The organism is Martelella sp. HB161492 (assembly GCF_013184775.1).
GTDB lineage: Bacteria > Pseudomonadota > Alphaproteobacteria > Rhizobiales > Rhizobiaceae > Martelella.
This window is the reverse complement of the sequence record NZ_JAATVV010000003.1, coordinates 341098-354936: the sequence shown is the minus strand read 5'-3', so window position 1 is coordinate 354936 and position 13839 is coordinate 341098. Positions and strand designations below refer to the sequence as shown.

At 61.0% G+C, this 13839-nt stretch carries 12 protein-coding genes; 5 read left to right on the top strand and 7 right to left on the bottom strand.

Annotated features, from left to right (window positions below):
- The first annotated feature begins 3 nt into the window (after nucleotides 1-3).
- From HCK86_RS07380 to HCK86_RS07370, 3 genes are read left to right on the top strand one after another with little or no spacing between them, the layout of a single operon-like run.
- Nucleotides 4-1632, top strand: a complete 1629-nt coding sequence (locus HCK86_RS07380) for an alpha-D-glucose phosphate-specific phosphoglucomutase (protein WP_176083805.1) — start codon at nucleotides 4-6, stop codon at nucleotides 1630-1632.
- A 7-nt stretch (nucleotides 1633-1639) separates the two neighbouring features.
- Nucleotides 1640-3646 carry a glycogen debranching protein GlgX gene (gene glgX / locus HCK86_RS07375; protein WP_176083804.1) on the top strand — a complete coding sequence of 669 codons (2007 nt, stop codon included), beginning with the start codon at nucleotides 1640-1642 and terminating at the stop codon, nucleotides 3644-3646.
- Nucleotides 3647-3686: 40 nt separating this feature from the next.
- Entirely contained in the window at nucleotides 3687-4175 is a 489-nt protein-coding gene (locus HCK86_RS07370) for a MaoC family dehydratase (protein WP_176083803.1), read from the top strand.
- Here HCK86_RS07370 and HCK86_RS07365 read toward each other — a convergent pair whose 3' ends face one another.
- From HCK86_RS07365 to HCK86_RS07345, 5 genes are read right to left on the bottom strand one after another with little or no spacing between them, the layout of a single operon-like run.
- Nucleotides 4176-4733: a sarcosine oxidase subunit gamma family protein gene (locus tag HCK86_RS07365; RefSeq protein ID WP_176083802.1), complete on the bottom strand. Its 558-nt coding sequence runs from the start codon at nucleotides 4731-4733 to the stop codon at nucleotides 4176-4178.
- Nucleotides 4726-7683: a sarcosine oxidase subunit alpha gene (locus HCK86_RS07360; protein WP_176083801.1), complete on the bottom strand. Its 2958-nt coding sequence runs from the start codon at nucleotides 7681-7683 to the stop codon at nucleotides 4726-4728. The genes HCK86_RS07365 and HCK86_RS07360 overlap by 8 nt, the downstream gene beginning before the upstream one ends.
- Entirely contained in the window at nucleotides 7680-7988 is a 309-nt protein-coding gene (locus tag HCK86_RS07355; RefSeq protein ID WP_176083800.1) for a sarcosine oxidase subunit delta, read from the bottom strand. The genes HCK86_RS07360 and HCK86_RS07355 overlap by 4 nt, the downstream gene beginning before the upstream one ends.
- A gap of 1 nt (nucleotide 7989) precedes the next feature.
- A complete protein-coding gene (locus HCK86_RS07350) occupies nucleotides 7990-8826 on the bottom strand; it encodes an alpha/beta hydrolase (protein ID WP_176083799.1) in 837 nt (278 codons plus the stop codon).
- 11 nt (nucleotides 8827-8837) lie between these two features.
- Nucleotides 8838-10091, bottom strand: coding sequence for a sarcosine oxidase subunit beta family protein (locus HCK86_RS07345; protein ID WP_176083798.1), 1254 nt, complete (start codon nucleotides 10089-10091; stop codon nucleotides 8838-8840).
- A 403-nt stretch (nucleotides 10092-10494) separates the two neighbouring features.
- Between HCK86_RS07345 and rpsU the strand changes: the two genes are divergently transcribed.
- Entirely contained in the window at nucleotides 10495-10707 is a 213-nt protein-coding gene (gene rpsU, locus HCK86_RS07340) for a 30S ribosomal protein S21 (protein WP_141149114.1), read from the top strand.
- Between the two features lie 159 nt (nucleotides 10708-10866).
- On the top strand, nucleotides 10867-11727 hold the full coding sequence (locus HCK86_RS07335; RefSeq protein ID WP_176083797.1) for a tetratricopeptide repeat protein: 861 nt from the start codon (nucleotides 10867-10869) through the stop codon (nucleotides 11725-11727).
- A 135-nt stretch (nucleotides 11728-11862) separates the two neighbouring features.
- On the opposite strand, the gene HCK86_RS07330 is transcribed toward HCK86_RS07335, so the two are convergent.
- Together HCK86_RS07330 and HCK86_RS07325 are read right to left on the bottom strand one after the other, a co-directional pair.
- Nucleotides 11863-12228, bottom strand: coding sequence for a VOC family protein (locus HCK86_RS07330; RefSeq protein WP_176083796.1), 366 nt, complete (start codon nucleotides 12226-12228; stop codon nucleotides 11863-11865).
- Between the two features lie 38 nt (nucleotides 12229-12266).
- The gene (locus tag HCK86_RS07325; RefSeq protein ID WP_176083795.1) at nucleotides 12267-13799 is read right to left on the bottom strand and encodes a TonB family protein; all 1533 of its coding nucleotides are present in this window, start codon (nucleotides 13797-13799) and stop codon (nucleotides 12267-12269) included.
- Nucleotides 13800-13839: the final 40 nt, after the last annotated feature.

The window sequence follows — 13839 nt, the reverse complement described above, 5'->3', positions numbered from 1 at the left end:
ACCATGACCAAGACCGTTTCGACCACCCCCTTTGCAGACCAGAAGCCCGGCACATCGGGCCTGCGCAAGAAAGTTCCGGTTTTCGCCCAGCCGCATTATGCGGAGAACTTCATTCAGTCGATCTTCGATTCGCTTGAAGGGTTCGAAGGCAAGATGCTGGTGATCGGCGGCGACGGCCGCTATCTCAACCGCACGGTCATCCAGACGGCGATCCGCATGGCCTCGGCCAATGGTTTCGGCAAGGTCATGGTTGGACAGGGCGGCATATTGTCGACGCCGGCCGCCTCGAACATGATCCGCAAATACGGCGCTTTCGGCGGTATCATCCTGTCCGCCAGCCATAATCCCGGCGGGCCGGAGGAAGATTTCGGGATCAAGTACAATACCGGCAATGGCGGCCCGGCACCGGAAAAGATCACCGACGCGATCTTTGCCTGCTCCAAATCCATCGCAAGCTACAAGATCGCCGAGACGCCGGACCTGCCGCTGGATGTAATCGGCACCTATGATGTCGAGGGCATGGCGGTTGAGGTTTTCGACCCGGTTGCGGACTATGCCGCGCTGATGGAGGAACTGTTCGATTTCGACGCCATCCGCAGCATGATAGCCGGCGGCTTCCGCATCGCCTTCGACGCGATGAGCGCCGTCACCGGCCCCTATGCCAAGGAAATCATCGAGAACCGCCTCGGCGCGCCGGAAGGATCGGTACGCCATTTTGTCCCGCTGGAAGATTTCGGCGGCCACCACCCGGACCCGAATCTCGTCCATGCCAAGGACCTTTACGACGAGGTCATGAGCGCTGACGGCCCTGATTTCGGCGCCGCCTCGGATGGCGACGGAGACCGCAACATGGTGGTCGGCAAGGGCATATTCGTCACGCCGTCGGACAGCCTTGCCATTCTCGCCGCCAATGCCCATCTGGCCCCGGCCTACAAGACCGGGCTAGCCGGTATCGCCCGTTCGATGCCGACCAGCCAGGCGGCCGACCGCGTCGCCGAGAAGCTCGGCATCGGCGCCTATGAAACCCCGACCGGCTGGAAATTCTTCGGCAACCTGCTCGATGCCGGCAAGGCAACGCTTTGCGGCGAGGAAAGCTTCGGCACCGGATCGAACCATGTCCGCGAAAAGGACGGGCTCTGGGCGGTGCTGCTATGGCTCAACATTCTGGCGGTGCGCGCCGAACCGGCACTTGCCATCGTCACCGGTCACTGGGCCGAATATGGCCGCAACTACTACTCCCGCCATGATTATGAAGGCATTGAAACCGAGGCTGCCAACGCGCTGATGGATACGCTGCGGGCGAAGCTTGCAACCCTGCCCGGCAGCAGCTTCAACGCACTGACAGTGGCCAAAGCCGATGATTTCGCCTATCACGATCCGGTCGACGGCTCTGTCAGCCGGAACCAGGGCGTACGGATCATGTTTGAAAGCGGATCGCGCGTCGTCTTCCGCCTGTCAGGAACCGGCACATCGGGTGCAACCTTGCGCGTCTATCTCGAGCATTACGAGCCTGATCCGGCCAAGCACAGCGCCGACACGCAGGAAACACTGGCTGAGCTGATCGCCTATGCCGAACATATTGCCGCGATTGCCGAGAGGACCGGCCGGGATGCTCCGACCGTGATCACCTGAGCAGGAGATGATGACGACATCGCTTGAAAAACCAGGCGTCCGGATCACCGATCAGGGCGTCACGTTTTCCGTGTATTCGGAAACGGCAAATGGCATCGAGCTGGTGCTGTTTGATGAAGGCGGTGCGCTTGAAACCCGGCGCCTGCCCATGGCGCGTGGGGAGCAGAACCTGTTTCACCTCTTCGTCCAAGGTGTGAAACCCGGCGCCCGCTATGGCTATCGCGCCTTCGGCCGCTATGAGCCGATGAAGGGGAGCTGGTTTGATTCCTCCAAGCTTCTGGTCGACCCCTATGCCAGGGCAATCGACCGCCCCTACCGGTTTGATCAGTCGCTCGGTGAGCTTGGTGTCGATACGGCCAGTATCACACCGCGCGCGATCGTTGTCGAAGACCTGCCGGTCTGTGAAACCCATATTCCGTTCCCGACCGGTGGCCTGATCTACGAGGCAAACGTCAAGGCCCTGACACAGCTGAACCGCCACGTGCCTGAAAATGTCCGCGGCACGGTGGCCGCTCTCGGCCATCCGGCCATCGTCCGGCACCTGCAGGAACTCGGTGTCGATGCCATCGAGCTGATGCCCGTCACGGCATGGATTGACGAGCGCCATCTCGGCCCTCTCGAGCTCACCAATGCCTGGGGCTACAACCCGGTCACGTTCATGGCGCTCGACCCCGAAATCTGCCCCGGCGGCATTGCCGAACTGCGCGCTGCCTGCGAGGCGCTTCATTCCGCCGGCATCGGCGTCATTCTCGATCTCGTCTTCAACCATACCGGTGAGAGTGATCAGTTCGGCGGCACGCTTTCGCTGCGCGGCATTGATAACGCAACCTACTACCGGCACGCCGATGATGACCGCTCGGTTCTGATCAATGACACAGGCTGCGGCAACACGGTGGCCTGTGATCATCCGGTAGTGCGCCAGCTGATCATCGACAGTCTCTGCTTCTTCGTTCAGTCCGGCGGCGTTGATGGCTTCCGCTTCGATCTGGCGCCAATCCTTGGACGCAAGGCGACCGGATTCGAAACCAATTCCGAAACGCTGATGGCCATTCTCAGCGATCCGGTACTCAAGGATCATCTGATGATCGCCGAACCCTGGGATATTGGCCCCGGCGGCTATCAGGTCGGCCATTTCCCGGCCCCCTTCCTGGAATGGAACGACCGGGCGCGCGATGATATCCGCAGCTTCTGGCGCGGCGATGGCGGCATGACCGGCAGGCTTGCCGACGCGCTGGCCGGATCGTCACACCTCTTTTCCCATCACGGTGCCAAGGCAACGCGCTCCGTCAACTTCATCGCTGCCCATGACGGTTTCACGCTCAGCGATGTCACCGCCTATGCCCACAAGCATAATGGCGCCAATGGCGAGCATAACCGCGATGGCCATGATGAGAACCATTCATGGAACAACGGTATCGAAGGCGAGACCGATAATCCGATCGTCAATGAAAGGCGGCTTCAGGACGTGAAAGCCCTGCTTTCAAGCCTGTTCATCTCCCGCGGCGCCATCATGCTGAAGGCCGGTGACGAGGCCGGCCACAGCCAGGGTGGCAACAACAATGCCTATTGCCAGGATAATGAGATCACCTGGCTTGACTGGGACCGGTTCGACCGGTCGCTGATCCAGCATACCGCCATGCTGAGTGCATTGCGCAAGCGTTTTTCGGTCTTTTCCGAGGTCGATTTCTTCAGTCAGAAGGATGTCGAATGGCTGCGTCCGGATGGACGGCCAATGGAAATAGCCGACTGGGAGAACCCGGACTGCGATTGCCTGAGCATGGTGCTGCACACCATCGATCGCAAGAGCGGCCACAAGACACGTCTCGCCGTACTGATTAACCGCTCTTACGAAAGAATGGCCTTCGATCTCCCCGTTATCGACGATCACGGCTGGCATCTCCTGCTCAATGAAGCCGGGAATTCCATCGAGATCGCTCTTGAACCACGATCCGTATCGTTTTATGCGGAAGAACTGAATGCGATCGATGCGCAAACGGCGCTAAATCCAGAGTAACCCGGCAAAACAGCGCCGCTATTGCACGTGAAGGACTGACATGCCCAAGGAAATTTCGCTTGCCGAGGTCAGAGGCCTTGTCGGGCAGGAAGTCGGTGTGTCGCGGTGGTTCACCGTCGATCAATCGATGATAGACACGTTCGCCGATGCGACGCTCGACCACCAGTTCATCCACACCGATCCGGAACGGGCCAGCGCGGAAACGCCCTTTGGCGGGACCATCGCCCATGGCTTCCTGACCCTGTCGCTGCTTTCGGCCATGAATTTCGACTGCGTGCCGCGCGTGCGCGAACAGACCATGGGTATCAATTTCGGTTTCGACAAGGTCCGCTTCATGGCTCCGGTCAAATCCGGCGCGCGCGTGCGCGGTCATTTCATGCTGCGTGAAGCACGGTTTCGCGGCGCTGAGCTTCTGTCGATCGGCTATGGCGTGACGGTCGAGATCGAAAATGAGCGCAAGCCGGCACTCACGGCCGACTGGATCACACTCATCCAGTTTCCGGCCGAAGCGCGCCCTGCAAACGCCTGATCAGACGCGTGCGGCATCCCGGGCGCCTTCATCGAGAAGCGCAAAAACATAAGGCGCAAAGGATCGCCAGCACTCCACGTGATAACGCTCCGTGCCCGCCCGGTAGAGCACGATCTCTGCCTTGCCAAGAACCGTGCGGGTGACCTTCCCCACCGGAAAGGCGTGATCGCGCAGGTCGATCGGGCAGGCAAAGGCAAGGGCCGCCGCCGCGCCCGGCCCATCCAGAAGAATGGCAGCGTTGCGATGCGCGATATCAACGGCGGCATGGGCGGCAACGACCGACGCACAGAGACCGGCCAGATCCGCCGCATCCGTATCGATCAGCAGCCATTCATCCGGTCCGAGCCAGAAGGCAGTCCGCGCACCGGCAAGCGACGAGCCGCCGGGTGAGACCGGAAGCGTCAGGCCGAGCGCCTGAGACAGCGCATCAATGGCCTCGGAGCCCGCGCGCAGCGAAATCCGGCTGGCCGGTTTGGCCACCGACAGCCGCGCAACCTTTGAGCCGCCAACCATGTCTTCAAGGACGACGTCGCGGTCCATTTCACCAAGATCAGCCATGGATGCGGATCCCTTCCCTGTCATAGAATATCGTGTCGCAGATCTCGACGGCGATGGGCCCATCCGGCATGGCGACATGGAGTGTTTCGCCGATCCGGCTGTGCCCGCCTTCAATCAGCGCCATGGCGATGCCGGAGCCGCAGTTTTCCGACCAGTAGGACGAGGTGACATGGCCGAGCGGTTTTGCCGGGCTGGCGCCAGGATCGGCGACCAGATGCGCGCCCTCTTCCAGAACCGTCTTCGGATTGCGTGGCTTCAGCCCGACAAGCTGTTTGCGGTCCGGTTTCACCAGATCAGGGCGCTTAAGCCCGCGAATACCGACGAAATCGGCCTTCTTCTTCGAGACTGCCCAGCCAAGACCGGCGTCAAACGGCGTCACCGTGCCATCGGTATCCTGACCGACGATGATGTAGCCCTTCTCCGCTCTGAGCACATGCATGGTCTCGGTGCCATAGGCACAGCCGCCGACGGCGACAACCCGCTCATGCACTGCCTTCCACACGGAAAGCCCGTAATCGGCGGGCACATTGATTTCGTAGCCGAGCTCCCCGGTGAAGGAAACACGGAACAGCCGCGCTGGCAAACCGGCAAAGCGGCATTCGGCAATGCTCATATGCGGGAAGGCTTCGGCGGCAATATCGACCCCCTCGACAAAGGGCTGAATGATCTCGCGGGCCTTCGGGCCCTGAACGGCGATCACCGCCCATTGCTCGGTCGTCGAGGTCAGCCAGACTTTCAGATGCGGGAACTCGGTCTGGAGATAATCCTCCATATGATTGAGCACGCGTGGTGCACCACCGGTCGTCGTCGTGACGTGGAACCGGTCCGGCCCGATCCGGCCGACAACGCCATCATCATAGATGAAGCCGTCCTCGCGCAGCATCAGGCCATAACGGCACTTGCCGGGCTTCAGCGTCGACCAGGCGTTGGAATAGAGAAGATTCATGAAGGTTTCGGCATCGGGACCGGCCACTTCGATCTTGCCAAGCGTGGAGGCGTCGAAAATGCCGGCGGTGCTGCGCACCGTGGTGCATTCGCGATCGACCGCCTGGTGCTGGGTTTCGCCGGCGCGCGGAAAATACCAGGCGCGCTTCCAGTTGCCGACATCTTCGAAGGCAGCCCCTTGCGCTTCTGCCCAGTCATGGATCGCCGTCTTGCGCGCCGGATCAAACAGATCGCCGCGCGAATGATTGATCAGCGTCCCGAAGGTGACTGGCGTGAACGGCTGACGGAAGGTGGTGAGCCCCACCTGCGGGATCGGCCGGTCCAGCATCTCCGCGGCGATTGCAAGGCCGTGCATATTGGAAAGCTTGCCCTGATCGGATGCCATGCCATTGGTGGTGAAGCGCTTGATATGCTCGATCGAAGCCATGCCCTCATGCACCGCCTGGCGGATATCCTTGGCGCAGACGTCATGCTGATAGTCGATAAAGGCCTTCACATGATCGTCCGGCCCTGCGCCGTCTGCTGCGCCCAGCATACCGCCGGTCCAGACATGGGCGGCCTCAGCCGTCACCGACAGGTCGCCACCGCCGGCCGCGACCGATTCGGCGATCAGCGCCCCAAGCGCGTCGGTCCCGTTGCAGGCACCGACCGAAACGGAATTCTGCACGTGGAGATTGGGCAAGAAACGCTGATTGTCCGCATCGAATGCCAGTTTGCCACGTGATTGCGAGAACAGATGAACCGACGGCGTCCAGCCTGCCGATGTAACAAGGGCATCGACGCGGATATCGCGCGTTCTGCTGCTGCCCGGCGCGCGCACGGTGATCGACGAGACGCGCAAACGTCCCTTCGTGCCGACAACACCATGCTCGGTCAACACTTCGATGCCGAGGGATGCGGCCTCGGCAAGCAGGCCGTCGCCCGGTGCAGCCCGGCTGTCGATGATCGCTGCCACGTCGACACCGGCGCGCTTCAGATCGAAAGCAGTGTCATAGGCGCTGTCATGGGCGGTATAGACGCCGACCCGCCGGCCGATCGCAACGCCGAAGTGATTGAGATAAGTGCGCGCCGCCGATGACAGCATGATGCCCGGCCGGTCATTTTCGCCGAAAACCATCGGCCGCTCGATCATGCCGGTTGCAAGGATCACCTTGCCCGCTCTGACCTGCCACAACCGCTCGCGCGGGCCCGTTGCCTTCTCGTTTGGAAGGTGATCGGTCAGACGCTCGGTGAGCGCGACAAAATTATGGTTGTAATAGCCGAAAGCGGTCGTGCGGGTCATCAGCCGGACATTGGGCATGGCCGCAAGTTCTGCTGCCTTTTCCTGTGCCCATTCATAGCCTGGCTTGCCATCGACCAGGGTCGAGGTGTCGAAATGGAAGGCACCACCGGCTTCCGCCTGTTCATCGCAAAGGATGACATCGGCACCGGTGGCCGCCGCCGACAGCGCCGCCGTGAGCCCGGCAAGACCGGCACCGACCACCAGCACATCGCAATGGGCGAAGCGGTTGGCATAGCTGTCCGGGTCCTCCTCCTTCGGCGCGACGCCAAGACCGGCGGCGTGACGGATCACCGGTTCGTAAAGCTTGTGCCAGGCAATGCGCGGCCACATGAACGTCTTGTAGTAGAAGCCGGCGATGAAGAAAGGCGACAGATAGTCATTCACCGCGCCGACATCGAAGGACAGTGACGGCCAGCGATTCTGCGAACCGGCGACCATGCCATCAAAGACCTCCTGCACCGTTCCGCGAACATTGGGCTGACGGCGCGCGCCATCACGGGAAATGTCGAACAGCGCGTTCGGCTCTTCCGGACCTGCCGTCAGAAAACCACGCGGACGATGATATTTATAGGAGCGGCCGACCAGATGAACGCCGTGGGCCAGCAGCGCAGAGGCCAGCGTATCCCCCGCAAGCGCCGTATAATGCTTGTCATCAAAGGAAAAGCGCGCGGTTTTTGCCGGCGTCAGCCGACCCTTGCCGGCAATGCGAAACGCCCCGCTCATGCCTTTTTCTCCTCAAGCTGAAATGCCGCCAGATCCGGTTTCGGCTCGCCCGCCTTGTAGGTCAGCAGGATACGGTCGCTCACCGTGTCACGCACGGCATTGAAGAAGCGGCCGCATCCATGGCGATGGCGCCAGCGCTCGAAATGCAGCCCCTTCGGGTTGGTCCGCATGAAAAAGTAGTCCGCAAACGCGCTGTCGGAGACCTCCGCAATCATCTCCGGCCTCGCAATATGGGCTTCGCCGGCAGCGGCAAATTCCAGTTCGCTTCTTTCTTCTTCACAATAGGGGCAATGGATCAGCAGCATTCTACATTCCCTTGAGTTCGGGCAGCGTATCGGGGATTGCAATCAGGGCATCGAGAAGTTCGCGGGGTGCCTCAAGCGGCGGCAGATGGCCGGCATCCGGCAGATGATGCAGCGGCACGCCGATCTTGGCGGCCAGCGCCCTGCCGCGCTCCAGCGGGATCCACGGATCCTTCTCACCCCAGATCAGCGTGACCGGGCAGTCAATATCGCCAAGTTTCGGCTCGAAGGCACGGGTCAGCGCCTGATCGGCTTCGGCAAACTGATTGTAGAAGCTCACCTGCCCTTCCGGCGACATCCACGGCAGAACCAGCTCATGCAGGTCGGTCTCGGCGATCTCGCCGACCAGCGCCGAGCGGATATAGGCCTCGACGATCGCCGCATGGATGTGATGCGGCAGCGGCCGGAAAGCATCCAGATGACGCCCGACATGATCGAAAAACTCCGAGCCCCATGGGCTGAGCGCGACACAGTTCATCAAGATCAGATTGGTGAATGCGACACCATCAAGAAGATGCGCGCGCAGCGCAACTGCCCCGCTCAGGTCATGTGCCCAGACCGTTGGCCTGTCTATGTCCCAGATTGCAAGCATTTCGGCAAAGACTTTTGCCTGAACGTCGATCCCGGTGGCCTGCCCCTCTTTCTTCTCGGACCGGCCATAACCCGGCATGTCGTACCAGTAGACGCTATAGCCATGGCTCAGCGACAGCAGCACGCGGTGCCATATGAATGACGACCACGGCCAGCCATGGGCCAGCACCAGCGGCGGGCCGCTGCCTGCCGATCCCCACACCACGTTGCCGGCACTTGTCTCAGCCTTCTTGTTGACACTCCAGAGCATTGCTTCCTCCCTCAATGCGCAACGGCAGCTGCCGCCGCTTCGTCAATCAGACGGCCGCTATTATAGCGCTCAAGGGTCAATCCTGCAGCAAGGGGATGTGGTGCACTGCGCGCGATCAGATGGGCGAAGAGATGGGCAGACCCCGGCGTCGCCTTGAAACCGCCCGTGCCCCAGCCGCAATTGACGAAAAGTCCCGGTACCGGTGTCACGCTCTGGATCGGGGAGCGGTCGGGTGTATTGTCGGTGATGCCACCCCACTGGCGCATCATCTTGACCCGGCGGAAGATCGGGAACAGCTCGCAGATCGCATCCAGCGTGTGGGTGATGATCTGCAAACCGCCGGTCTGGGAATAGGAATTATACTGATCCGTGCCCGCGCCGATCACCAGTTCGCCCTTGTCTGACTGCGAGATATAGGCATGGACCGTGTTCGACATGACAACACAGGGGAAAATCGGTTTCAGCGGCTCGGACACCAGCGCCTGCAGCGGCTGGCTTTCCAGCGGCAGGCGGACATCGGCCATCGCCATGACCACCGAATTATGACCCGACGCAGAAACGCCGATCTTCTTCGCGCCGATAAAGCCGCGCGAGGTTTCGACGCCGGTCACAGCGCCGTCGGCACCGCGACGGATCCCGGTAACCTCGCAGTTCTGGATGATGTGGACACCGCGATCAGACGCTGCGCGGCCATAGCCCCAGACCACGGCATCATGGCGCGCCGTCCCGCCCCGTCGCTGCAGTGCAGCACCATTGATGGGATAACGGGCGCCGGCGGAAATATCGAGCGGCGGACAGAAGGCCTTGGCCTGCTCGGGGCTGAGCCACTCATTATCAATGCCATAGAGCCGGTTGACATGGACATGACGCATGAAGGACTGGCGGTCATGCTGGTTATGCGACAGCATCAGCACGCCGCGCGGCGAATACATGACATTGTAGTTGAGATCGAGCGACAGCCCTTCCCAGAGCTTCATCGAATGCTCGAAAATGTCCATGCTTTCCGGATAGAGATAGTTTGAACGGACAATCGTCGTGTTGCGGCCCGAATTGCCGCCGCCGATCCAGCCTTTCTCGATCACCGCGACATTGGTGATTCCATGTTCCTTGGCGAGATAGTAGGCAGCGCCCAGACCATGGCCGCCGCCGCCAATGATGATGACATCATATTCGGACTTCGGCTCCGGCGAGGCCCAGTGCTTTTCCCAGCCCCTGTGAGAACGCATTGCCTCGCGCGCCAGTGCGAAAACCGAATATTTGCGCATATGCTCGTCTCCGTCTGTGCGGGACCCGATAAGGAGGTCCTTTCTTTTCAAGAGAAAGCAAATCCAAAGACGGCGCAACGGTCTTTTTGCGACGCTTTTGCAACCCGTCTTTGACATTGGCAGCTCAGCCATGCGACACAATCGCCCAGTTGGGGTCCAGCCGGTCACGCAATCCGGGAGTTCCCCCCTTGACCTCGGCTGGAATCCCGCCGGCGACAAGAAAAAGGCGCCTTCCCCCTGATTCTTCGGCGATCCGGAGCCTGGAAGACTGGACAGACACGTCATGATCTGATATTCGCGGCGCCAGTTGCAAGGACATGGGCCCTTGCGTGATGATATTTGACGCCCGAAGCTGCGGCTGATGCTGAACGCGGGCACACCAAACCAAAGGATCGGGATACACGTGCAAGTACTTGTCCGCGACAATAACGTTGATCAGGCTCTCCGCGCTCTCAAGAAGAAAATGCAGCGCGAGGGTATCTTCCGCGAAATGAAGATGCGCGATTACTATGAAAAGCCGTCGCAGAAGCGCGCCCGTGAAAAGGCAGAAGCCATTCGCCGCGTCCGCAAGCTGGCTCGCAAGCGCGCCATTCGCGAAGGCCTGATTTCGCGCTAAGTGTTGCCGGGCAACACAGTTGATTGTCGATTCGGCGGGAGCGTCTTGCCCCCGCCTTTTTCTTTGCTATTGCTTGGTTCACGCTGCGCGATTCATGCCGTGAATCATCTTCGGTTTGCATGAACGGGCACTTCAACCACAGATCCAAGAGATATCGAGATGACAGCAGTAATGATCAGGCACAATAGCAGCAACCGGTTCAAGCTGGCGCAGAGCGTTCTGATCATCGGCGTCGCGGCGCTCCTGGCCTCCTGCCAGTCCGCCACGATGAACGACAATGTCATCGCCATTGATTCGACTCAGGGCTCGCAGCAGAACATCGCCTCGCTTTCAGCCGTCATCTCCAGTGATCCGAACAATCCTGAAGGCTACAATGTCCGCGGCTCCGCCTATGGCCGCGCTGGCGATACCCGTCGCGCCATGGATGACTTCAACCAGGCCATCAAGCTGAACCCGCAATATTATCAGGCCTATGCCAACCGCGCGCTCATCGAGCGCAGCATGGGCAGGCAGGTCGACGCACTGAACGACTATAACAAGGCGCTTCAGATCAATCCGAATTATGACGTTGCCTATATCGGCCGCGGCAATCTCTACCGCGAGGCCGGGCAGGACAATGATGCCTTTGCCGATTTCTCCCGCGCCATCGACCTCAATACCACCGATCCCCGCGCCTATCACAATCGCGGCCTGATCGAACAGAAGCGCGGCCAGCAGGAACAGGCCATCGCCGATTTCACCATTGCCATCTCGCTGTCGCCGAAATCCCCGCAGCCCTATAATGGTCGCGGCGTTTCCTATCTGGCGCTGAACGACGATGCCAATGCCAAGGCCAATTTCGACAAGGCGCTTTCACTTGACCAGACGGTTGCCGAGAGCTGGGCCAATGTCGGCCTGATCTACGAACGCCAGGGCGATCTGCAGAAGGCGGCCAGCTATTACCAGAAGGCCAAGAGCCTTGACCCGACCTACCAGCCGGCGATTCAGGGCATTTCCCGCACGCTCGGCAATGGCGCCTGAGCCGGCGCACGGACGAATTCCGCCCGTCTAGCGCATCGGGCGAAAAGTGGTTCCCGGTTTTTCGGAAACCCGATGCGGAATTAGAAAAAGCTGGATCATCGGGCACTTAAGATTCAGCGCCCGATGATCCAGCACTCAGCCCTCGATCACTTCCAGCAATTCAATCCGGTTGCCGAAGGGATCGGCGATATAGATACGCCGGATGCCGGGAAGGTCGATATCGCTGGCAAAGCCGATCTGACAGTCACGCAACCGTGCCTTGATCTGCGCAAGCGCGCGAACCCTGAACGCCGGATGCGCCTTTTTCGCCGGACGAAAAGGGGTTTCTACGCCGAGATGGATGCGACACTGGCCACTTTCAAACCAGCACCCGCCGCGATGGCGCAGCTCTTCGGGCTTCTCGACCGCTTTCAGCCCGAGAATATCGCAGTAAAATGCGCGGGCGTCCTGTTCCCGCCCTTCCGGCATGGCGAGCTGAATGTGGTGAAGTTCCAACAACATGGCATGCTCCGTCTTCAGATTGGCAGGGCATGCTCAGGTCAGCGTCTGAGATCCAGATTGACTGACATGGAAAAACCCTTGCTGTTTTCGGAATAGGCACCAGCGGGGAAAGGCGGAAATGGCCCTGCCCGTCCGGCGCGCTCGAGCACGATACCATCGACCTCGCTGTTGCCGGAACCGCGCGTCAGCCGGATACTGCCGACGCGGCCGGAACGGTCCAGCACAATACGCAGCGTAACGGTGACCTTGAGCCGCTCGGATATCCTGGAATAGTAACGTGATGGCGAGATGGCGCGGGCAAGCCGCCTCTGGATCTTGCCTTCGTAGTTCGTCCGTGACGCCTGCCCCGCACCGGAGGCTTCGGCACTCTTCCGTGCCGCATCAGCGGCCCGGGCATTTTCCTCACCACTGGCGACACCACGGCGTGCATCGGTGGCTGACTGGCCTTCATTGCCGTGGCTTGTGGTTTTCGGCTTTGGCTTCGGCGCAGATTTGGCAGGCCTGTCGGCCGGCTTTTTCGGCACGGCTGCACTCTTGTGCGGCGATGGTGTCGGTGTTGGTGTCGCTTCAGGTGGCGGCAGGGCGTCAGCTGTCGGGGCCTCGTCGGGGACCTCAGCCTTGATCTCCTCCGGCGTTTCCGGCTGAACGGGCTTGAGCGCAGCCGCCTCAACCGGTTCGGCCGGCGCTGGCGCGGAAGCTTCGGCCTCAGCCACATCAGGCGGAGGCGGCGCCGACGGGGCCACCGTATCTTGAGATGGCGTGGCAATTGGCGCAACGGCAAGAATATCGGGCACGTCCGGCGAAAGCGGGGCCGGTTCTGCGGCTTCAACCGGGACCGCCACCGGTTCGGCAACCGGCAGGGCGGCAACGGCGTCTTCTGTCACCGGCTCAGGCGGCGGCGGTGCAGGCTTAGCTGTCTCCGGCAAGACAGGCTGCGGCGTGACGGGCGAAAGCGCTGGCGGCTCAGGGGTAACCGGCAGATCCGGCGCTGTCGTTTCAGCCGGGGTAACGGGTTCCGGCTCGCTTTCAGGCGCAATCTCTGTCGTCTCGACCGGCGTGGCCTCGACTTCGACGGGATTGATGATCTCGTCCTTGCCGCCGGCAGCCGCGGCATCGACATTGCCGTCACCCAGCATGACAACGCTGACGGAAATGCTGCCCTCTTCCGCCGGCGCTTCGGGAATGGCGCGCACGATATTCAGTGCCATGGCCAGAAGCATCGAATGAAAGACAAGCGACGTCAGAACGAAAACGACCGTGCCCCGCGCCGGCAGCTTGGCCCCGGGCGGCACGATTCGCGGCAGGCTCGGCGGATCAATGTCCTGCGGCGCTTCATCCGCCACCGCGTCGTCCTCAGCCGGCATGCCGGAAGCTGCATCTGTCTCAGCATGGCTGCGTTTCGCCTGCGCGATCAGGTCAAAGACCGCCTGATCAAACAGACCATCGGCATCACCTGCACGATCGCCTTCTCGTCCGGCTTGCGGTGCGACTGACGGATCAGGCTCTCCCGCGTCGCGCTCGCGCACGCCGCCGGGCAAACCATTCGCAAAGGTCGACCTGTCAAAATCCATGGACATTCATCCGGTTCATGCAGACCCGCCAGGCGGGCAG